Raw genomic sequence first — 21607 nt, forward strand, 5'->3', positions numbered from 1 at the left:
CGAAGCGCCCGGTCGTGAGTGGCCGGGCACTTCAGAGCACTTAAAGAAGCGTCCTACATCACCCGTCTCCTTGTCTGACTTATTTCCCTAGCCTTCCTCGGCAAAGTCTCGCGCACCCGATTTTTCGCGAGACGCCTGCCCATGTTCGACCGATTTTTCCTGCCGGCCTTTGAACAAGCCGCTTCCTGATGGATCAGGTGCGCCGCATCGAGGCGGAACTCGACAGCTTCAAGGACAGCCTTTCCCTCTACCGCGAACAACTCGACCGCTGGTACGCCCGTGCGGCGGACCGGGCCAGCCAGGCGGCCGACTTGCCTTCGCTGATGGGCATGGAACGGGTGCTTGTTTTTGGTGGCAACGCCACGACGGTCAGCAGCCGCGACAGTGATTTTCACTCGACCGTCGCTCGATGCCCCAAGGGTGGGGTCCTGACGATCGAGAGCAAGCTCGAATCGGTGTACGACATTCCGCTGGGCGACATCGTGGTGGATGTAGTGTCGGTGGACAGCGGCGAGCTCACCCCAGTCCAGCTGGATGCCCAAGGTGTCGGGACCTTCAAAGGCGAAGCGGGTCGCTACTATCGGGTTCACGTTCAAAGCGAAGTCACCCCCAGGCAGATCGAGGACCTGTTTTCTTCCTACAACGGCCTGACTGCTGATCTGACGGACTGGCTGCGTAGCGAATGGCAGGGCTTCAAGCCGCAGTGGGCGCAGCAATCGTCGGCGACGTCGGCGGCCGCGGTGGGCAACGGCCTGCTCGCCGGCGGTTGGGCGGCCATCGAAGGTGTGTGGGACAGCATCAGCTTGCTCTCCGACATCCTCAAGGACCCGAGCCGGTTTGGCGATCAGTTGGGCAGCGGTGCGGCGGACCTGGTCGAACTTGCCGAGTCGTCCCCGCTGGTGATGGCCAAGCTGCAATTGCTCGCCAGCGACGAAGCGGCGCTTTGCCTGCTGGTGCGCACCGCGAGTCTCTGGCTGGACATGCTGCCGCCCAGCGAAGTGGCCGGCGGCACGGCCAAAGCGTTGTCCATGGTGGTCGTGCAGTTGGTGATCGACCTGCTGATCGGCGTGGTCCTGACCTTCGCCGGGGCGGGCGCCGGGATTACCTACCTGTCGCTGCGCCTGGTCCGGCACAGCGCCCGGCTACTGGACGCGATGACGCGTTTCATCCGGGCGATCTTCGCGGTGGTGAACGGGTTCATGGCCTACGTGGACCGCTACAAAACCGTGGCGGCGCGAGGCATTGCCGCCAGCGTGAAAAAAGGCCAGATGCAATTGCGCTGGGACGCGCAGCGCAACACCACGCTGAAAAAAGACGAACCCCACGACGACGCCCCGGCCCCCTCGAAAAACCCCAACGGCGACCCCGCCGACAGCGCCGCCCAGACCCGCACCGACGGCTGCCCGGTGTCGATGGTCACTGGCGAGGAACTGCTGACCCTGGAGGACGGCACCCTCGACGGGCGCTTGCCCTTCGTCTTCACCCGTCTCTATCGCACCAGCGCCGCCGAGCTGGACATCGGCCTCGGCCGTGGCTGGAGCCATGGCCTGGCCCATCGCCTGGTGATCGAGGGTGAGCAGGTGATCTGGATCGATCAGGAAAACCGCCGCACCAGCTTTCCTCGCCCCAGCCTGCAACGCCCGGCGATCCACAACAGCCTGGCCCGCGCGGCGATCTACCTGAGCCGCGAGCCGGACGAACTGATCATCGCCCAACCCGGCGAAGACGCCCCTTTCCTGCACTTTCGCGACGGTCATCTGACGGCGCTGAGCGATCGGTACGACAACCGCCTGACCGTCCAGCGCAACATCTATGGCGACATCAGCCGCCTGGACAACGGCGCCCGACGCGGCCTGCGGTTGCGCTACGAGCATCGTCACCTGGTCGCCATCGACTATCAGAGCTTTGACCCGCAACAGCATCCGGACGAAGCCTGGCGCACCGAACAGACGCTGGTGACCTACCGCTACGACGGCCGTTTCCGACTGATCGAGGCGACCAATGCCGCCGGCGAAAGCGAGCGCTACGACTATGACGACCAGCACGTCATCCTCCAGCGGCAACTGGCCGGCGGCGCGAGCTTCTACTGGGAATGGCAAGGCCTCGGCCCGGCGGCGCGCTGTGTGCGGCACTGGGCGTCCTTCGCGCAGATGGACAGCCGCTACGCCTGGGGCGAAGACGGCAGCGTCACGGTCCGACATCTGGACAGCAGCCAGGAGGTGTACGTCCACGACGACCGGGCGCGGTTGGTGCGCCAGGTCGATCCCGCTGGTGGCGAACAGCTCAAGGCCTATGACGAGCAGGGCCGGCTGACCGCCGAGCAGGATCCTTTGGGCGCGGTGACCGAATACCGCTACGACGAAGCCGGACGGCTGGTGGCGTTGATTCCGCCTGAAGGCGAGCCGACGTCCTACGAATACCGCAACGGTTTCCTGCACGCCCGACAGCGCGGCAAAGCCGTGTGGACCTACCGGCGCAATGCCCAGGGCGATGTGATCGAGGCCATCGACCCGGATCGCCACAGCACCTGGTATGCCTACGACGCCCAGGGACAACTGCTCTCGATCCGCTACGCGGACGGCGGTACCCATCATTTTGTCCGCAATAGCCAGGGCCATCTGACCGAAGAAACCCTGCCCGACGACAGCCAGCGGAGTTTTTCCTACGACACGTTGGGGCGGCTGCTGACCCGCAAGGACGAACATGGCGCGATTACCCACTACCAGTGGGATGCCGTGGGCCGCCTGCTGCAAACCACCCTGCCCACCGGCGCCACCCGCGCCTGGAGCTTCAACGCCTACGGCAAGGTCACCGCCGAACGCGACGAACTGGGGCGCATCACCCGCTACGAATACGCCAACGACCTGCACCTGATCAGCCGGCGGCTCAATCCCGATGGCAGCGAACTGAAGTATCGCTACGACTCGGCGCGGCTGTTGCTCACCGAAGTCGAGAACGAATCCGGCGAAAAATATCAGTTGGCCTACACGCCCAACGGATTGATCCGACAGGAAACCGGCTTCGACGGCCAGCGCACCGGCTACGCCTACGACCTCAACGGCCACCTGCTGGAAAAGACCGAGTTCGGTTCCGATGGCAGCCAGCGGCTCACCGCTTACCAGCGCGACAGCGCCGGCCGCCTGTTGCGCAAGACCTTGCCCGACGGCAAACCGATCGAGTACCGCTACGACGCCCTCGGGCGGCTGGTCAGCGTCGACGACGGCCACTGGCCGCTGGCCTACGAATACGACAACCAGGACCGCCTCGTCGCCGAACACCAGGGCTGGGCCACCCTGCACTATCGCTACGACGAGGGCGGCCGGCTGACCTACTGCCGCCTGCCCGACCGCAGCACCCTCAACTACCGCCACCTCTACGGCGGCGCGCTGCTGGCCATCGACCTCAACGGCCAGTGCCTGACCGAACACCGCTTCACCGGCACCCGCGAACGCCAGCGCCAGCAAGGCCTGCTGCTCAGCGACTACAGCTACGACGAACAGGGCCGTCTCAAGGCCCAGACCGTGTGGCAGACCCAGCAGAAGCAATTGTTCTGGCGCGACTATTCCTACAGCGCCAACGGCAACCTCGCCACGCTGTCCGACACCCGAAACCGACGCGCCTACCACTACGACCCGCAAGATCGCCTGCTGCGCATCGACTACGCCCACAGCCAGCCCCCCGAGCACTTTTCCCACGACCCGGCCGGCAACCTGCTGCTGCACGACCGCCCCGGCCCGACCAGGCTCAAGGGCAACCGCCTGCTGATGGAGGGCGACCGCCACTACGACTACGACGCCTACGGCAACCTGGTCACCGAACGCCGCGGCAAAGCCCAGTGCCTGGTCACCGAATACCGCTACGACAGCCAGCACCGCCTGATCGGCCTCACCACCTCGGAAGGCAACGAAACGTCCTACCGCTACGACGCCTTCGGCCGACGCATCGAAAAGACCGTGGACGGCCAGACCACCGAATTCATCTGGCAAGGCGACCAGCTCATCGCCGAAAGCAGCGATCACCATTATCAAAGCTACGTCTACGAGCCCGGCACCTTCCGCCCCCTCGCCCTGCTCGAAGGCCAAGGCCCAAAAAACGCCACGCCCTTCTACTACCACAACGACCACCTGGGCACACCCCAGGAACTGACCAGCCACCAGGGCGAAATCGTCTGGGCGGCGCGCTACACCGGCTACGGCAAACTCACCAAACTGGCCCACGGCGCCGGCAAGCGACTGAACCAACCGCTGCGTTTTCAAGGCCAATACCACGACTTGGAAAGCGGCCTGCATTACAACCGGCATCGCTACTACAATCCGGACACGGGGCGGTATCTCACGCCTGACCCGAGCAAGCTGGCGGGTGGGCTCAATGGGTACCGGTACACCCTGAACCCGACGGGGTGGGTGGATCCGTTGGGGTTGGACGACTGTCCGGGAGATGGGTGTAAGAAGCCGGCGGTTGGGGAGCAGGATCCGGCGGCTAAGGTTGGAGTGGATGAGGGTGAGCCGGCGCTGCCCAAGCCGACCACCGAAGAGTTGGCTGAAAAAGAAGTGAGACGTTTAGACCGTGAACAAGGCATGCATATGGTTAGTAAACATAGCCCTGCGGTTTCAGATCAAGTGTGGAAACGGCGCGCAATAGATGGTACAGACCCGTTAACCGGCAAGACCCCATGGCATAAGAAGGGCAATCCTAGTTCGAGATTTTACAGCTGGGAACTTCAGCTAAAAGCCTACGAGGTATTAATTGCAAAGAAAAATAACGACCACAAATTATTAATAGATAAAAGCGGAAGCAAGTATATACGATCAGAATTTCCAGGTGCGGGAGAGGGCTACATCCCAAACCCTAAAAATCCAAGCGACCCGAAACTGGTAACAATGAATCGAATAGAAATGAAGTTTGATCGAGACACCGAAGTTCCATTTACACTCTACCCAATTAAATAGGATAAAACAAAGTGATCGACCCTAGCACTGGCCAACCATATCTACCAACGCCCGCGTATTTTTTGGGGTGTTTTGACATCTACGATCGGGAGGAGACACTAGGGGAAGAACTGGCAAAATTTGACCCTAACAACCCAACGGACCGAGAGATCCTCATCCTAAACTATTCGCTATCTAAGCGCTGGAAAATAACGCATAGACAAAAGTTTGCACTGTACAAAAGCTTAGAGGAAGCATTGTACGACGGTAGTTATGATTTTCAGGCTTTACTAGAACATGACTGCCAGGAATGCTCATCACTCCCCTGCGGATGGGACACAATGGATAATCCCAGGGCTTTTTTTGAAGATATATATAGATTGGCGACTACATTATGGGCAGACGATCTAAAAAAAGCAGAAACCGAGGACCAATCTACTTGGGATTACATATAGTCGCTTATATTTCCGAGAGAGTTCCTTACCACCACTACAGGTTTTATTAACTGGCCACTCCATCGACAGATTCGCTCTCCGTGGCGAGGGAGCTTGCTCCCGCTGGGTCGCGAAGCGGCCCCAAACCAGTCTACGTGCTCAGCCGGACACACCGAGGTGCTGTTGAGAGGGACTGCTACGCAGCCCAGCGGGAGCAAGCTCCCTCGCCACGGTGGGTTGCAGGCACATGTAAACTGCACACTCATAGATGCCCCTACTCACATATTCCCCACCATCTCCCACAACGACGCCCCTACCCCGGTAATGCTCTCCCCCGCAATCAACCCCGCCGCCGCCGTAATAGCGAACCGTTCCGTGAGGCTTGGCCAGCGACAGCTCACCAGCCAGGTGAGCACGGCGCCGAGGGCCATCATCAGCGATACCGAGGCCGGCAGGACAAAGGCCAGGCCCAACGCCGCCGTGCTTGGCAGGTAGCGGGCCCGATGGGCCGGCAGCAGGCTGTCGAGGATGCCCAGCAGCAAGCCGGCGATGGCGCCGATGAAAATCGCCCAGCGGATGCTGGCTGACAGTGAGTCCAGGCCATGGGTGAGGGTTTGTGCCACGGCCTTCCAGGTGGCGACCGCCGGGGCCGGCCACTCTTCGGTGAGCAGCATGGTCTGGGGGTCCGGGATCAGCGCCAGATAGGCCAGCACGCCGACGATGCTGCCGATGAAGATTCCCAGGGTCTGCGCCTGCAGTTGTTTGCGCGGCGTGGCGCCGATCGCTCGGCCCACCTTGAAATCGTTCATTAAGTCCGTGCATTGCCCGGCCGAACCGCCGGCGGTATTGGCACTCATCAGATTGATCGGCACCTGGCCCGGGGCGACGATGCCAAAACTCAACTGGGACAATTGCCCGATGGCACCGATAGGCGGAATACCCGTGGCGCCAACCACCCGGGCCGCCACCGCCGCCAGGCAGATGGCCAAGGGGATGGTCAGCAGCGCCATCCACGGATTGATGCCGAACAACAGCGCTTGCAGGCTTACCACCAGAATGATCGCCAACAGGAAACCGAGGGCGGGGCCGGCCTTGGGAATCACCCAGGTCGCCGCGCCGCTGGCCTTGGTGGAACCGTGCAACGACCACAGGCGAATCGCCAGGGAAGCCAGCGTCGAGCAGACCATCAGGCTCACCCCCGGCCACAGCAGCCACTCCACCAGCACCGCAAATTGCGGTCCACTGCTGCCGGGCGGTAACTGCACCAGGCCATTTTTTAGCAGCCACGGCGCCAACCCGCCCCACGCCAGCAGCGCGCCGAGCAGCAGGGTCAGGCCGACGCGGATGCCGATGATGCCGCCGAACCCCACCAGCAACAGCGAAGGGTCTGCGGTAAAGGTCAGGCGCTCCAACTGTGCGTTCGGCGACCAACGCGGGATGGTCCACCAAAACGTATCCACCCACTTGGCGAGCCCGGACAGCAGCGCCGCGCCGAGCAGGATCTTGAGCCGCGTCGCGGCTTCCTGGCCATGGTTGTAGATGTGCAGGAGGGTTTCCAGGGTCGCCATGCCTTCAGGAAACCTCAGCGCCTTGTCATTGAGCAATGACGGCCGCAGGTACCAGGCAATCCAGATGCCGAGGAAGCTCACCGAAAACACCCAGGCAACCATCGGCACCGGGTCCAGTTGCTGGCCGGTCAGCAAGGTGTACGCCGGAATGGGCGCGACCAGCCCGCCGGAGATGATCGACGCCGCTGCCGACGCGACGGTCTGGTTGATGTTGCTTTCGTGCAACGTCCACGGCAGCGCCGCAGCCGAGCGTTTGGCCAGGCCCTGCCAAATGCCGTAGCCGACCAGCAAGGCAATGATCGACATGTTGAATGACCAGCCGATTTTTAATCCGGCATAGACATTGGAGGGCGTCAGGAGGATGCCAAGCACGATCCCCGTGATGACCGCGCGCGGGCTGAATTCGCGTTCGACGGGGAGGACATGCGGGCTCGAAATCTGGTCCATGCGAATTCCTTATCGGCAAAAAACAGTCGGCTCAGCCGAGGCAACTACCTGACAAGTGAGTGCTGTATCGACGCAAGGTTCACCGACGATAGTTCTGGCGACCACGGAATAGAGCCGTCAGCCCCGACAATCGAACGCTCTCCTCAAGCAGCCCTCCACCTGGCCGATAACCTGTGTGACGGCGGCCCTCCGGCCTCGTCAGGCTCTGCTGGTCGCATAGGGTGATGATCAATGGCTTTGCAGCTTAACCGCTTACTGATGTCTGGCGTCCTGGTGCTCCTGCTTGCAGGTGGGGCGGCGTTGGCCATCGCGGCTGAGCCGCCGCTGCGCATCGTCACGGAGGAGTTGCCGCCCTACAACATGACGCAGAACGGACGCGTGACCGGCATGAGCACCGAGGTCGTCGAGGCCGTGCTCAAGGAGATCGGCGTCCAGGCGTCGATCCAGCCGATGCCCTGGGCCCGCGCGTACGAGTTGGCGCTCAACGAAAGCAACGTCCTGATCTATTCGATCGTCCGCACGCCCGCACGCGAAGCGCTTTTCCAGTGGATCGGCGCCATCGCCCCGACCCAGTGGTACATCTACTCCCTGGCTGAGCGGCCAGTGAAGCTCAGCTCCCTGGCCGATGCCCATGGGCACCAGATCGCGACCGTCAATCAGGACGTCGGCGAGCAATACCTGGTCTCGAAGGGGTTCCGCATCGGCGAGGATCTGCAATCGAGCACCAAATACGAACACAACTACCGCAAGCTCAAGGTCGATCATGTGGAGTTGTGGATTTCCAACGAACTCAACGCGCTGTACCTGACCCGGCAGAATGGCGAAGACCCGGAAAAAGTCCTCATCCGGTCATTGCCGCTGCCCGAACTGAGCAGCGCCGACGGCTTGAACATGGCATTCAGCCGCAACACGCCGGCGCAAACCGTCGAGAAATTCCGCGCCGGCCTGGAGGCCATTCGTCGCAACGGCGTCTACGATGCCATCGCGCGCAAGTGGTTATGAGATGGACGGCAACTTCGCCCCGGCGCCCTTTCAACGACCACAGGCCAAGGCCCTCAGCTCCCTGGGGCGTCGACTGGTGCTCGCGACGCTGCTGTTCTGTCTGATTTTCACCGTGGCGATGGTGACATGGCGCACCTGGCTGGCCTGGGAAAGCAACCTGGCGGAGATGAATTCCGAGCTGGGGCTGATTGACCAGGTGTTCCAGGACACCCTGGCCCACGCCATCTGGGAAATGGATCGCGAGTCCCTGGACAAGCAGCTCAACAGTGTCGCCAGTGCAGCGCCGGTCGGACGCGTGGTCCTGAATGTCCTGCGGCCCGGCCGCTCACCGGAAATCATCGAACTCAACCGCTACACCACCGGTAACGCCGGCTCGGCACCGGTGTTGCAGCGCCAGCTCATCGCGCAACCCTATCTCGGCGCTCATGAAAAAGTCGGCGAGCTGATCATCGAGGGCGATAATCAACTGCTCTGGAGGCGCCTGTGGGGCGAAGCGCGCACCATCGTCATCACGCAAATCATCCAATCGATGCTCCTGGCCGGGCTGGTCATGACCATGTTCAACCGCCTGGTGACCATCCATGTGGTGCATATTGCCCGGCATTTGGGTGAGCTCGCTCCGCAAACTCTCAAGCGTCACCTCAAATTGCAGCGCTCGGTCAACCGCCAGGACGAACTGAGCCTGCTCGAAACCCAGGTCAACGAGCTGCAGGACAATCTCCATGCGCACCTGGAGCGCCAGCGTTCGGACGAACTGGCGATCGCCGCCAGCCGCGATCAACTGGTCGAACTGGTCGAGGCGCGCACGGCGGAACTCAAGGCCGCCAACCAGGCCCTCGAAGCCTTGTCCCGCCACGACGCCTTGACCGGCCTGGCCAACCGTCGCCACTTCGACGAACTGAAGGAAGTCGAGTTCCGCCGCGCCATGCGTCATAGGACGCCGCTGGCGGTGCTCATGTGCGACGTGGATTTTTTCAAGATCTACAACGACACCTACGGCCACATGAACGGCGACCTGTGCCTGCAACAGATAGCCGAAACCCTGCGTGACGTGTTCGGGCGCTCCGGCGAGCTGACCGCGCGAGTGGGTGGCGAGGAATTCGTCGTCGTGCTGCCAAACATCGACGCGCAGCAGGCCTGCGAGGCAGCCGAGCGGCTGCGCGCCGCCCTGGCCGAACGCAAGCTGCCCCACAGCGGCTCATCGGTCTCGCCCTTCGTCACCCTGAGCATCGGCGTCGCCGAGCTGGACCCCGAGACCATGGATCATTTCGATCCACTGATGCAACGCGCCGACCAGGCGCTGTACCGGGCCAAGCACCAGGGACGCAACCGCGTCTCCCTCTGAAGATCCATCAACGTCGAGGTCTGTATGCGCCACTCTCTGATGCTCTGCTCCTGCGTACTCCTGGCCTTGATCAGTCTCACAAGCCAGGCCGAAACGATCGAGGTCGTGACCGAGGACTCGCTTTACGCGTATCTGCGCGACGACAAACTCGTCGGCCCCGGCATCCATATCGCGTCCGACACGCTGCAACAGGCCAACCTCAGCGATTTTCGCATGGCCCTGTATCCCTGGGCGCGGGCTTATGAGATGGCCTTGCGCGAACCCAACGTGCTGATTTTCCCACTGGATCGCACCCCGGCCCGGGAACAGCTGTTCAAGTGGGTCGGTGAAATCCATCGTTCCACCAGCCGGCTCTACAAGCTGCGCGACGCCGACCCCATCACTGTCCGCAACCTTGAAGAGGCCAAGCAGTACAGCATCGGCGTGATACGCAATGACGCCAAGCAGATCTACCTGCAAGAACGTGGCTTCAGTCGTCTGGTCGTGTCGGCGAACAACCACGACAACTTCCAGAAACTGTTGAACCGTCAGGTCCAACTGGTGCCGATGCCGGAGAACACGGCACGCCTGATGAGCCAGGATGCCCAGATGGATTTCAATCAGTTGGAGGAAGTCTATGCCCTCGACGAGCAGCCCCACCGGGTCTACCTGGCTTTCAGCCTGAGCACGCCGGACGAAACGGTCGCCAGGGCCCAGCGCGCGTTTGAAGCGCTGAAGGCGTCGGGCGAAGTCGAGCGGATCATGAAGGAGAAGCGTTGACGAGCGGCACCGGTCAGCGACGTTGAACTCTCGCATCGCAAACATCGTCTAGCCCATTAGATTCTGTGGGAGCGAGCCTGCTCGCGAAGACGGCGGCACATTCGACATCAATGTCGTCTGTCACACCGATTCGCGAGCAGGCTCGCTCCCACATTCCTGGGTTCGGCTACCGCGATGGAGATGTATCGATGAGCACACTGAACTCGGCATCGGAGTCCATTCAGACCCTGATGCTGGAACGCAACGATTGGGTACCCAACCATCCGCGCCTGCCGGTGATCATCTACCGTGACGCGATGGCTGCCCAGGCAGGTGATCTGGCCGCCCAGCTGGAAGAGATGTTCCGCAGCAACGGCTGGCCGCCGCAATGGCGCTACGGGATCTACGATTTCCACCATTACCACACCGAGGGCCACGAAGTTCTGGGCGTCGCCAGCGGTCAAGCGCGCTTGATGATCGGCGGCCCCGATGGCCAAGTGATCGACGTCCAGGCAGGCGACGTGTTGCTGCTACCTGCCGGCACCGGGCATTGCAACCTGGGTTCCAGCGAAGATTTCCTGGTCGTCGGAGCGTATCCACCGGGCCAGCAGGCCGACATCTGCCGCGAAGCGCCGAGCGCGGCGCAACTGGCAAACATCGACGCGCTACCGTTTCCTGATCAGGATCCGGTGCAAGGCGCCAAGGGTGCTGTCAGTCGATATTGGCGGAGCCAACGCTGACATTTCGCAGCCTTTCGCAACGATCCACGGTCAACGACCGTAGACCTTCTGCAACTGCTCTTGGGACAGCGCGTCTTCGAAAGGGACCGGCACCGACTTCACCGCGCCATACAGGTTGCGATAGCGCCAGTAGTTACCGATATTGGCCAACTGGTAGCCGCGCTCGACCACACGCTGGCCGTCAAGCACATAGCGCAGGGTTTCCTGGGCCGCCTCTGGTGGCACCGGTAACATCAGGTCGGTTGCCAGCACCCGCATCGACTCGTCGATGCATTCGTCGAGCACTTGGGTCACTTGCGCCAGATCCAGCGAGCCGTCGTCAATACAGCGTTTGCCACAGCGCCTGATCGGCTGGCTGGAAACCTCGATGCGCATGCGATACAACGCGGAACCCGCGATGTCCTGGACCTGTACCTGATTGATCAGCACGAAACTGCCACGGTCAGGCGTAAGCATCAGTTTGGGCTCGATCACCAGGCGAGCGCTGACCGGCCCCTGCCCCTGCTTGAGTCCTGCCACCAGCGACGCTTGCTGGAAGCGCTGTTGCAACCGCTCCTGCAACGGCACGCCGGCAAGCAGGTCCGCCAGCGGGCGCGACTCCTTGGCGGCGGTATTTTCCGCATCGCGCTGCAAGCTGCCACTGCCCATCTGGGTATTGATCAGGCTGGCAACCAGCAAGCCGGCAAGCCCGGCGCTGTTACCGGAGCTTGCGACCAGGGTATGACTGGACGACGCTGCCTTCTGCGCGGCCTGCGCGTCGACCACCGTGCTGGCTCCCACAAACGCCTGCGGCAATTGCAGGTCCACCTTGACTCCATGGGCCTTGACGTAGGACACCGCGTCCTGCGATTTGAAACCGGCCTCAGGTGCCGGTTTCTGCGCGCATCCCATCAGCATCAACAGGGCCACTGAGGTGACCGCGATCAATTCACGCTTCATTGTTCGAACGGCGTGATCATTTGCTGACGGCTCGTATCCATCGCCTGGTAGAAGGCATTGGTCAGATTGGTATAGTTCGGCTCGTCCCACTCGCCCTGGGCGGCCTGCACGACGGAAAAGGGTTTGAACCACAACAGTCTGTTATCGGCCAGATCGATCAGCATGCCCTGTCCGAATACCTGCGCCATGGGTACGCTGGTCGGCACGATACTGTAATAACTGCGGGTGGCTCCGGTCCCTGTCACGTTGACCAGCAGCAGGCGATCGACACCGTAGGTGGCCTTGATCGATGTCAGGTCGCGGACGGTGTAGCCTTCACGGAAACTCGTCTCCTTGAACTTGTTCAAATCCACCGGCTCGTTGATGCGCTTGGCCTTGTAACCCTTGGCTTGCAACTTGGCGACAATGGCATCCGGCAATGTGTTGAGATCGCGCACTTGCCATTTTTCAACATTATCGCTGAGCTTGCTGTTGACGCCTTTGTTGATGGCCAGGTCCAGCAGACCCTGGTTGCCAGTCAGCGCCAGGACGGGTTCCGGCACCACGTTGATCGCCACGCCAACGGTGGTCTCCTTGGCATCCCAGAATTGATGGTCCAGCGGTACCGGAGGCTGGACATGAGCGCAGCCGGTGAGTGTCAGGCAAGCAACAACGGTCAGTGCTGCCAGGGTGCGAAGCGTATGAAAAGACATGTATCAAGTCCCTATGATTAAAAACGATGCTGCTTATGTCGGCAGCGACGGCAGTAACAATAGTGGCACATTGATATTTATTTTTTCAATCCTTTGATCTTCCATACGCTTCTTCGCTTGCTGCTCCCTAGATCATCGGCGAACTGCTCACCACCCGCAGCGCCAACCCCTCGAACGCATCCAGAGTAATGGTGAACTCACCCTCGGGCGTGAGATCCCCTTCGACCCGCTCGTTGATGATGTCCACCACTGGCCCCGGTGCGATACCGGGCAGGTGCAGGGTTTCGGTGATCGGCGTCGAACCGAAGTTCAGCGCGGTGATCTGCGTGCCTTTGCCGGCCGGCAGTTCGTGAACCATGATCAGCAGCCCCGGATGCTCGACGTCCGGGATGAGGATCTGGCGGCTCGCCGCGATGTCGTAGGCGCGGCGCGCCGCGAGGATCCTGCGCAGTTGCGAGGCGAACGAATCCGGGTCCTTCAACTGGCTCGGCAGGCTGCCGTACAAAGTCTTTGGACGCGGCATCTGCCCGGCTGACAGCGGCGCTTCCGGGTTGAGGTCGACCAGGTCGTAGGCACCACGATGAATCCAGCGCGTGTCGCCGTCGCGCATCAGGTGCTCGACCTGTTCCGCCGGCAACGGCAACGCTCCCACCAGATCCCAGCCAGACAAGGCGAACACGCCCGGTTGCATGGCGTTGAACATCACCAGTAGCAGATGCACCTGGCGAATCTGCTGCATATCGGCCGCTGTGATCGCGTCGAGGTCGCGAATGCCCAGGGCGGCGGTGATGATGCTCGCCGTGGTGCAAGACACGCCGTTGGTGACGAATTTCAGGTTGTAAGGCGCATGCTCGCCGGACAAGCGTTCATACATCTGCTCGCGGATGTGCTCGCGCAGGATGCTGCCGGGAAACGTCTGGCCTTGATACAGGTAGGTGTCGTGGGCGTGCAGCGTCCAGAAATGCACCAGCTCCAGGGTCAGTTCATCGTGATTCTGCAAGGCGTGGATCAGCGAGCCCGGGTCGATGCCGAAGCTGTGCATCTGGCGCAGCATCAAACGCAGGAATTCGGTGTCGCCCATCAGCAGGGCGTGCTGGTAGGCCGGTCGAGTGATGAAGTCGTAAGACAGGTCCGCCCCGCCGTGGGACATGGCGGCAATGTCGTCGAGGGTCAGGTTCAATTCCTGGAAGCTGAAACCGCCCGCCTTGCGAATCGCCCCGCCGAGCAACTGGTTGCCGGTGATCGACAGCGGATGGCTTTCGGACCAGGCGGTGCCATCGAGCTTGCGCTCCACGCCGAGAAATCCGTTGGCGTCCAGCCGGAGGATCTTCGCGCCCATGACATCGATGGCGTGCAGCGCATCGCCAATGATCATTTGCTGCGCGGCAAATGTCGGGTCCAGCCAGTTCAGCGACGGCTGCCCTTCCTTGAAATAGTGCAGATAAACCCAACGCCGTGGCTTGCCGTCGACGCCCATGATGATCGGCGTCGCGCTCCAGTCGGTTTCCTTGACGCCAGGCTCGAAGAAAATCACTCGCTGCAACTGACCGACGATGTAGTGTTTGTCCCGCAGGGCGTCCACCTGCTGCGCGGTGAGGTTCTGGGCATCACGCCCCTCCCCGACCTCGGGCAGCAGCGGCCAGTCTTCCTCGCGGATTTCCACCATGTGGTAGAGGCCCGGATAGTCTTCGTAAGCCATCTCCGCCAGGCGGAAATCAGCGCCCTTGCCGGTGTGGGACGGGATGACGTCGTCGATGACCACCGCGTTGTGCGCAGCGGCCATGCGGGTCAGTGCCTGGAGTTGAGCGTCGGTGCCCAGCTCAGGGTCGATGTCGAAGCTGATGCGGTCGAAATTGCCATCGATGGTTGGCGTGTAGTCAGTGCCGCGCAGGCCGCCGGATCTTTTCAGCGGACCATTGTGGATGCCCTGGATGCCGATTTTCGACAAGGCGTGCCACAAGGTTTCGTCGCCCAACGCCTCGAGCACCGTTCCATCTTCCCGGGTGACGATGGAGGCTGGGTATGCGGTAAACCACACTGAGGAAAGCGCTGAAGCATCACGGGGCCGGGTGTGCGCATAGGGCTGCTGCCACAAGCGTCCTTGCCCCGAATAGAGCTTGGCCCGCTGCCGCGCCGCGTGGAGCATCGATTGTTCGACCAGCCAGTCGACATGATTTTTCTCAGCCATCGTCATAAAAATCCCTGTCGTGAAGAAAAAACCGGACCGGCTGCCGACATCAGCGGCGCCGCTTATTAGTCATATGAGGCTCTGGCCCGGTATTCGTTGCATTGAGGCACGAAGCGGTGGGTATTCGATGGGTGAACCCGAACCAAGGTGGGAGCGAGCCTGCTCGCGAAGGCGCCAGCCGAGACGCCTCAAAACTCGTGGCGAGGGACCTGCTCTGGCATGGCGGTTCGTGTTCAGGCCGATGTCCCGCCGCAAATCGGACTGATCCAACCCTGTGGGAGCGAGCCTGCTCGCGAAGGCGCCAGCCCAGACGCCTCAAAACTCGTGGCGAGGGAGCTTGCTCCCGCTCGGCTGCGCAGCAGTCGCAAAACCGGTGGATGCGGTCTGCCTGAAAAACTGCCGGGGCCCGCTTCGCAGGCCAGCGGGAGCAAGCTCCCTCGCCACGGGGGACCTGCTCTGGCGTGGCGGTTCGTGTTCACAGCCTGCGTTACCGCCTTCGCCAGCAGGCTCGCTCCCATAGACTCAGTCGTCGTTGAACGGCGCCGCCACGTCTCTTTCGCCTGGCGCACCGGGGCTCTGCAGGATGGAGCAATTGGAAGCGTGATTTTGTCCATCGAACCGGGCCTCGACAAAGGCAAACACGTCATCCAGCGAACCATGCAACACCCCGTCATGCCCCAGGCCTTCATACGTACGCCACGTCACCGGATTGCCAGCGGCACACAACGCCGCCGCGACCGCGTATTGCCGCTCTGGCGTAATGGTATGGTCCGCCTGGCCCGTGGCAATGAACAACGGGAAGGCTATCGACGCCTGGGGCATATCGGTCGTTGGAATGCGCGCAGCGTTCAACGCCTCTGGGGTGATCGTGAACAGCTCGGCAAACGAACCAATCTGCAACGCCTTGGACTTTTGCCCAATATCACGGGTACAGCCTTGCCGGGCGACGCTCAGCAGTTCGAGCCCCTTGGCCGTCAGGATGCCTTCGATCGGTGGCCCGTCCTCACGCAACGCGCCTGACGCCAGTGCCAGGAACACCGTATTGGACTGGCGCGGCGGCAGCTTGATGGGGCCTTCGGGGAATGTGCTGTTCGGTGCCGTGAGCACCGCGCCCAGAATGGGCAGTTCCGGTGCATAGGTACCAGCAAGGATCGCCGCGCCCAGCGCCGCCCCACCGCCCTGGGATTGTCCGGCCAGGACCACGCGATTGGCGATCAGGCCTGGCTCGAAGGCTTGGGCAGCGCGAATCGAGTCCAGGACCGAGCGTCCCTCGGCCTGCCAGAACGTATAGGGATGAGGTCCCGGCCCTCCCAGGCCTTGATAATCGCTGGCCACCACGGCAAAGCCGCGCGCGAGCCAGCGATTGATATACGCCGCGTCACGCTCACGCAATCCCGCCCACGAAGGCGCACAGGCATCGGCGATGCCCAGCGTGCCGTGAGCCCAGGCCAGCAGCGGCCAGCCTCCGGCCGGAGGATTTCCTGCCGGCAGATACAACGCCCCGCTGACCGGAACGAGGCCGGACCGCCAGCGCTGATCGATGGAGCTGTAGAGCAGACGCAAGGCGCGCGCGGCGGCAGGCATTTGAGCCTGAACCGCCATGGCCTCGCTGCGCAGCAGCACGCCAGGCTGCGCAGGCATCGCGTCAGACCAGCGATAAAACGGCGACAGCTGCATGTCTCCGGCAGCGGGACCGACGGGAAGCGTGCCGGCCGCCATCGCGTTGGCTGCCACGACAATGACCGCCCCCACGCAAATTCCTCTGAAGGCTTGGCGGATACTCATGGAAAGTTTCCCCGACCGGAAAATGCCTTGCGCAAGGCGTTGCCCTGCGCAGCGATGACGTTGCGTGCGACAGGAGCCACCTCATTGAAGCGAATGAACCCGTGAGGCATGTTCGCGAGTACTTGCAGATGTGTTGCCACGCCCGCGCTTTGCAATCGACTCGCCAGCTCACGGTTTTCGTCCACCAGCGGATCCAGTTCACCGACCACCAATCGCACCGGCGGCAGGCCCGCCAAATCGGCAATGATCGGCTGCACCCGCCAGTCATCCTCGTCATTGGCCAGGTAACTGGCCCAGTAAGCGCCCATGGTCTCGACCGAAAGATTCTGGCCGCCGTAGCCGCCCAGTCGCTGCCAGGAATCGGAGGTCAGGTCCAGCGAATAGCTGCCGTAGAACAGCAATAACTGCCGCAACGCATCGATTCCCGCGTCGCGTAGTGCAATGGCGACGCCCAAGGTGAGATTGGCGCCTGCCGAATCGCCGCCCAGGGCATAGCCGCGTACCGGGCAGTCGGTGATAGCGCCGAGCTTGATGACCCGGCTGACGATCGCCGCCACCTCGTTGAACGCCACCGGAAAGCGATGTTCCGGCGCCAGCGCATAGTCGATGGAGAGCACCGCCAGGCCACTGTCGCGCACCAACTGGCGCAAAGGTGCGTCCCAGCCGGCGAGCGAACCGTGGCGGAATCCGCCGCCATGGCAGTAGAACATCAGGCAAGGCGTCTCATCGCCCTCCGGCCAATAGAGTTTGCAGGGCACCGTTCGCCCATCAACGGCAAAGCCCAGGGTGCGCTCGTAGGACAGCGGCACGCTGCGTTGCGCCGCCCAGGCATTGATCCGTTCCAGATGCGCCCGGACGCTGTGCACATCCCCATGAACGACGGGCAACAATCCCTGCTCCCGGAGCGCGCCGACCACGGCCGCCAGGTCGGGATGCACCGGCGGATTTTCGTCGCGACTCATGGCCGGTTATCCACGCGGCTCTCGCAGCCGACAGCTCGACGTCCGTCCGCAATGACGCAATGGCTGGGCGGGCTGCGTCCTTCCAGGACGGCCACCGCGCATTGGGCGGCGATCAGATTGGTGCGATTGAGCCCCTCCACCGTGGACGCGCCGACATGGGGGGTCACGATCACGTTCGGTAGCTGGATCAGTTGTTCGGTCACCGGCAAGAGCGAGGGGTCCGACTCGCTTTCAAAGACGTCGAGCCCTGCCCCTGCGATTCGCTTTTCGCGCAGAGCCCGCAGCAGATCGGCATCGCGCACCAACCCGCCCCGCGCGGTGTTGATGAGCACCGCGGAACGCTTCATCAGGTTCAGTGCGCGCTCATCGATCAGTCCTTGGGTTTGCGGATTGAGCGGCGCGTGAAGGGTGATGAAGTCGCTTTGCCTGAGCAGCGTATCCAGGTCAACAAAATCACCGTCGGCCTCGGCGCCGCCTGGATGAGGCGTATAGATCAGCGGCCTGACTTCAAACCCGAACAAGCGCTGCAGGACACCCCGGCCAATCCGGCCCAACCCGACGATGCCAACCGTCTTGCGGTACAGGTCACCGCCCAGGGGAATCGACCAGTCATTGCCCGACAAGCCCATCTGGCAGCGCTTGAGTTGACGGCAGACGGCGAGCATCAGCGCAACGGTGTGGTCGGCGACGCTGGCATCGTTGCCGCCAGTAGCAATGGTCGCCACCTTCCCTGCCGCTGCCACCGCTGCCGTATCGACCCGCTCATAACCGACGCCGCGACGGGCGATGACTTGCACGCGCGGCAGTGCATTCAGCAGGCTGGACGTGACATTCGCGTGCCCGACGATCCAACCGTCGGCGTCTGCCAGCAGGTCGATCAGTTGCCGTTCACTCAGATCGCCATCGGCTTGTCCGGGCGCCAGCTCCGCGACAACCACCTCACAGCCATGGTTCTGCAGAAAGTCGCTGGCGATGGAGTCGAAAAACCGCTGTGTAACCACTATTTTATGGCGATGATCAAGCATCACGGACCTCTTGATAGAAACGTCCAGCATTCAAAATGCGTAATCCAGATACACCCTGGCCTCCGAGCCGCTGACCACGTTGTCGGGTTGTGCGGATATCAATGCGACAAAATCCTGGTCAATGCGGTAATCGATATAAATCAAGCCGACTGAGAGCCCGGCGTATTCCTTTTCATCGAAGCGATAATAGAGACGGTATTCATTCTGTCGCTCGGTCACATCGGTGCGGCGTCCGTTGAATGGATCGGTGGCGTCAAACTGACCTTGTTTATAAATAGTCATGACTTTGAAACCGTCCAGCGAAGCCCCCAATAAAGAATGTCCGCTCAAGTCATATTCGGCGCCGATTTGCCAGGTTCGCTCGCCATCGTTATTGAAGTCGTTGCCGGAGCGTGTCCAGGCATCCATCCTGCCGTCGACATTGTCCGCATGATCAAAGTAGGCATAACCGAGCTGCCCATTGCTCAACTCGGCCTTGGTCTCGGAAAACGAAACACCCAGGCGAAGTTTGTCGAGCAACAAACCAACGTTGATATTCAACCAGCTCGCCTCATCGTCATAAGCGGCCTGGCCGGCCTGCCAATCACGTTCCCAGATTCGCCCGGCCTTTTCGAACTCATAATATTGAGTGTCCAGTACGATCCCGGCTTTATCACCGAGAGGCGCTTTCAACGTGAGTCCGTATCGAGTGTTTTCATTGAAGTCCCGCGATACGCCATGGTCGTAGCCAAGTTCGATGGCCTTCAGGTCGTATTTGACGCCGTAGGTGTACAGGTCTTTTATTTCCTCGCCCGACTGACTCAACAAGTGCTCGAACTCTTCTCTGTCCCGAGGCGACGTACGGTTGATATAGGCCGTTTCGAACCCCAGCGTGCCGGGAAGCGGACCAATGCCCATCTCGGTGAAATTCAAATGAGCCCGGCCTCCCTGATAGGAACCCGGGACAATCCGCGTGTCGAGCGTGACCAATGTTCCCGCATCGAACCGACCCCGCCCCATCTGGGAATCGACGTTCCAGCCATCGCCCTCATAACGCAGCTTGAAATAACTCTGCCCGACTTTCGCAAAACCGCCATTGGTCCCATCGGTATCGTCGAACAAGTCCCGGCCGTTATCTTTGGAGTCGATCATTGCCACGCCATACAGCGAGGCGTCAAACCCTACGACGCCGGCCCAATAACTTGAGTTGTAATCCAGAATGGCGCCGATTCCGGTACCGCCCAGTTTGTTGCCGTCCGGAAAACCGCCAAAACGCTCTTCGATCAAGTCGTTGGATATTCGAGTATTGATATAAACCGAGCGCAGATAAGCATTCAACTTTCCTTCATGCTGAAACCGGTCCGGATAACTGATCGTTGCTGAAAGAGCCACTTCAGACACAAACATTGTCGACAGCAACGTCATAGCGACGGCGTTAATCGATTTCATCGACCACCTCATCTATTATTTTTATTTTGACGTGAGCGGACGCAACTCGGCGTCCTTCAAACTTCGGCGCTGCGCGTTAATGAATCAGATAATCGCCCGGGTAATGACCGCGGTTACAATCAAGACAAGGCTGCTGCCGATCGCCCAGAGCAGGCAATAGCGTTGCATGTCGCCCATGTCCCGCTTGATGATTCCGCTGATCAGATAAACCGCCGCCACCAAGGGGCTTAGTGCGTGAACCGGTTGGCCCAGCACCGAGGCCCGCGCTATGTGCATCGGGTCAATACCGTATTCGACGCCCGCCGCGCCCAGTACCGGCAAGATGCCAAAGAAAAACGCGTCATTGGATAACAGGAAGTTGAGTGGCAAGGCGACGAGCGCGGTAATGATGCTGAAATATTGGCCGTGGTCGTCGGGAATCAATTGCACAATCTTTTCGGACATCCCATCAACCATGCCGGTACCTGACAAGATCCCGGTAAACGCACCAGATGCAAATATCAGGGCGATGACCATCAGGACACTTTCGGAGTGCGCCGCGACTCTGGCCTTCTGTTCCGCGAGGCGTGGATAGTTGATCAGCAGCGCCAGGGAAAGCCCCACCATCATTAACATCGGCAAAGGCGCCAGCCCTGTGGCCATCGCATACATGAGCCCAGCGGTGAGCGCGAGATTGACCCAGAAAAGCTGCGGCCGATGCGTCTCGGAATGCGTGGTGGGCAAGACGACATCTTCCGGCGCGGCGTCCTTGGCAGCGGCCGTCCAGCCCAAGCGACGGCGCTCTCTGCGACCGATCCAGAACGCCACGACAAACGCATAGGCAAGGCCCGCGAACATGGCCGGCACCAACCCCAGGAACAACTCGGCCACATCCAGGTGGAGCGCACTGGCGGCGCGGGCCACCGGCCCTCCCCAGGGAATCAGATTGACCACGGTATTGGTCAACAACAGCATCAACGCCAGGATCAGCGGGTTCATGCCGAGGCGAAGGTAAAGCGGCAGGAACGCAGTGGTTACAATCAAGACCGTCGTTGCGCCATCACCATCGAAGGAAATGACCGTGGCCAGCAGTGCAGTGCCCAGCACCACGCGCAGAGGATCGTTGCCCACGTAACGCAGAATCTTTCGTACAGCGGGTTCAAAGAGCCCCGCGTCAAACATGATTGCGAAATAGAGGATTGCAAACATCAACATCAGCGCGGTGGGCGCTACTTGCTTGACGCCGTTCATCACCATCGCGCCCAGTTCCGGTCCTGCTCCACTGGCCAGGCCAAACGCGACCGGGACAAGAATGAGTGCCGTCACAGCGGAAAGTCGCTTGCTTATGATCAATGCCATAAACGTGACGACCATTGCGAAACCTAACCAAGCCATGCGTTTCACCTT

14 protein-coding genes are annotated in these 21607 nt (G+C 61.3%); 5 read left to right on the plus strand and 9 right to left on the minus strand.

The window, feature by feature from the left end; genetic code table 11:
* The first annotated feature begins 188 nt into the window (after positions 1 to 188).
* A complete protein-coding gene (locus J3P94_RS15950; RefSeq protein ID WP_434568746.1) occupies positions 189 to 4949 on the plus strand; it encodes an RHS repeat-associated core domain-containing protein in 4761 nt (1586 codons plus the stop codon).
* A gap of 691 nt (positions 4950 to 5640) precedes the next feature.
* On the opposite strand, the gene J3P94_RS15955 is transcribed toward J3P94_RS15950, so the two are convergent.
* Positions 5641 to 7377 carry an OPT family oligopeptide transporter gene (locus J3P94_RS15955; protein ID WP_434568747.1) on the minus strand — a complete coding sequence of 579 codons (1737 nt, stop codon included), beginning with the start codon at positions 7375 to 7377 and terminating at the stop codon, positions 5641 to 5643.
* A 231-nt stretch (positions 7378 to 7608) separates the two neighbouring features.
* Here J3P94_RS15955 and J3P94_RS15960 point away from each other — a divergent pair, with 231 nt between their 5' ends.
* The 4 genes from J3P94_RS15960 to J3P94_RS15975 all read left to right on the plus strand — a co-directional run bounded on the left by J3P94_RS15960 (position 7609) and on the right by J3P94_RS15975 (position 11202).
* Positions 7609 to 8379, plus strand: a complete 771-nt coding sequence (locus J3P94_RS15960) for a substrate-binding periplasmic protein (protein WP_434568748.1) — start codon at positions 7609 to 7611, stop codon at positions 8377 to 8379.
* Between the two features lies 1 nt (position 8380).
* The gene (locus J3P94_RS15965; RefSeq protein WP_434574199.1) at positions 8381 to 9724 is read left to right on the plus strand and encodes a GGDEF domain-containing protein; all 1344 of its coding nucleotides are present in this window, start codon (positions 8381 to 8383) and stop codon (positions 9722 to 9724) included.
* 24 nt (positions 9725 to 9748) lie between these two features.
* Entirely contained in the window at positions 9749 to 10483 is a 735-nt protein-coding gene (locus J3P94_RS15970) for a substrate-binding periplasmic protein (protein ID WP_434568749.1), read from the plus strand.
* A gap of 188 nt (positions 10484 to 10671) precedes the next feature.
* Positions 10672 to 11202, plus strand: coding sequence for a cupin (locus tag J3P94_RS15975; RefSeq protein WP_434568750.1), 531 nt, complete (start codon positions 10672 to 10674; stop codon positions 11200 to 11202).
* Positions 11203 to 11232: 30 nt separating this feature from the next.
* Here the strand turns inward: J3P94_RS15975 and J3P94_RS15980 are convergent, their stop codons facing one another.
* The 8 genes from J3P94_RS15980 to J3P94_RS16015 all read right to left on the minus strand — a co-directional run bounded on the left by J3P94_RS15980 (position 11233) and on the right by J3P94_RS16015 (position 21595).
* Positions 11233 to 12141: a hypothetical protein gene (locus J3P94_RS15980; protein ID WP_434568751.1), complete on the minus strand. Its 909-nt coding sequence runs from the start codon at positions 12139 to 12141 to the stop codon at positions 11233 to 11235.
* Positions 12138 to 12833, minus strand: coding sequence for a hypothetical protein (locus J3P94_RS15985; RefSeq protein WP_434568752.1), 696 nt, complete (start codon positions 12831 to 12833; stop codon positions 12138 to 12140). The genes J3P94_RS15980 and J3P94_RS15985 overlap by 4 nt, the downstream gene beginning before the upstream one ends.
* 127 nt (positions 12834 to 12960) lie before the next feature.
* Positions 12961 to 15027, minus strand: a complete 2067-nt coding sequence (gene treS, locus J3P94_RS15990; RefSeq protein WP_434568753.1) for a maltose alpha-D-glucosyltransferase — start codon at positions 15025 to 15027, stop codon at positions 12961 to 12963.
* 516 nt (positions 15028 to 15543) lie between these two features.
* Positions 15544 to 16806 carry an alpha/beta fold hydrolase gene (locus J3P94_RS15995; RefSeq protein ID WP_434568754.1) on the minus strand — a complete coding sequence of 421 codons (1263 nt, stop codon included), beginning with the start codon at positions 16804 to 16806 and terminating at the stop codon, positions 15544 to 15546.
* Positions 16803 to 17768, minus strand: a complete 966-nt coding sequence (locus tag J3P94_RS16000) for an alpha/beta hydrolase (protein WP_434568755.1) — start codon at positions 17766 to 17768, stop codon at positions 16803 to 16805. Before J3P94_RS16000 ends, J3P94_RS15995 begins: the two co-directional genes overlap by 4 nt.
* A complete protein-coding gene (locus tag J3P94_RS16005) occupies positions 17765 to 18793 on the minus strand; it encodes a phosphoglycerate dehydrogenase (protein ID WP_434568756.1) in 1029 nt (342 codons plus the stop codon). Before J3P94_RS16005 ends, J3P94_RS16000 begins: the two co-directional genes overlap by 4 nt.
* Positions 18794 to 18823: 30 nt before the next feature.
* Entirely contained in the window at positions 18824 to 20221 is a 1398-nt protein-coding gene (locus J3P94_RS16010; protein ID WP_434568757.1) for an OprD family outer membrane porin, read from the minus strand.
* A gap of 84 nt (positions 20222 to 20305) precedes the next feature.
* Complete coding sequence (locus J3P94_RS16015; RefSeq protein WP_434568758.1) at positions 20306 to 21595, minus strand: CitMHS family transporter; 1290 nt, start codon at positions 21593 to 21595, stop codon at positions 20306 to 20308.
* Positions 21596 to 21607: the final 12 nt, after the last annotated feature.

It is taken from the genome of Pseudomonas sp. Z3-8 (assembly GCF_051131975.1).
GTDB lineage: Bacteria > Pseudomonadota > Gammaproteobacteria > Pseudomonadales > Pseudomonadaceae > Aquipseudomonas.

Excerpts from the sequence above, each read along its gene's own strand:
- J3P94_RS15980 (WP_434568751.1), bottom strand. The coding sequence starts at position 12,141 with ATGAAGCGTGAATTGATCGCGGTCACCTCAGTGGCCCTGTTGATGCTG.
- J3P94_RS15985 (WP_434568752.1), bottom strand. The coding sequence starts at position 12,833 with ATGTCTTTTCATACGCTTCGCACCCTGGCAGCACTGACCGTTGTTGCT.
- J3P94_RS16000 (WP_434568755.1), bottom strand. The coding sequence starts at position 17,768 with ATGAGTCGCGACGAAAATCCGCCGGTGCATCCCGACCTGGCGGCCGTG.
- J3P94_RS15950 (WP_434568746.1), top strand. The coding sequence starts at position 189 with ATGGATCAGGTGCGCCGCATCGAGGCGGAACTCGACAGCTTCAAGGAC.
- J3P94_RS15955 (WP_434568747.1), bottom strand. The coding sequence starts at position 7,377 with ATGGACCAGATTTCGAGCCCGCATGTCCTCCCCGTCGAACGCGAATTC.
- J3P94_RS15965 (WP_434574199.1), top strand. The coding sequence starts at position 8,381 with ATGGACGGCAACTTCGCCCCGGCGCCCTTTCAACGACCACAGGCCAAG.
- J3P94_RS16005 (WP_434568756.1), bottom strand. The coding sequence starts at position 18,793 with ATGCTTGATCATCGCCATAAAATAGTGGTTACACAGCGGTTTTTCGAC.
- J3P94_RS15995 (WP_434568754.1), bottom strand. The coding sequence starts at position 16,806 with ATGAGTATCCGCCAAGCCTTCAGAGGAATTTGCGTGGGGGCGGTCATT.
- J3P94_RS15975 (WP_434568750.1), top strand. The coding sequence starts at position 10,672 with ATGAGCACACTGAACTCGGCATCGGAGTCCATTCAGACCCTGATGCTG.
- J3P94_RS15960 (WP_434568748.1), top strand. The coding sequence starts at position 7,609 with ATGGCTTTGCAGCTTAACCGCTTACTGATGTCTGGCGTCCTGGTGCTC.
- J3P94_RS15970 (WP_434568749.1), top strand. The coding sequence starts at position 9,749 with ATGCGCCACTCTCTGATGCTCTGCTCCTGCGTACTCCTGGCCTTGATC.
- treS (WP_434568753.1), bottom strand. The coding sequence starts at position 15,027 with ATGACGATGGCTGAGAAAAATCATGTCGACTGGCTGGTCGAACAATCG.
- J3P94_RS16010 (WP_434568757.1), bottom strand. The coding sequence starts at position 20,221 with ATGAAATCGATTAACGCCGTCGCTATGACGTTGCTGTCGACAATGTTT.
- J3P94_RS16015 (WP_434568758.1), bottom strand. The coding sequence starts at position 21,595 with ATGGCTTGGTTAGGTTTCGCAATGGTCGTCACGTTTATGGCATTGATC.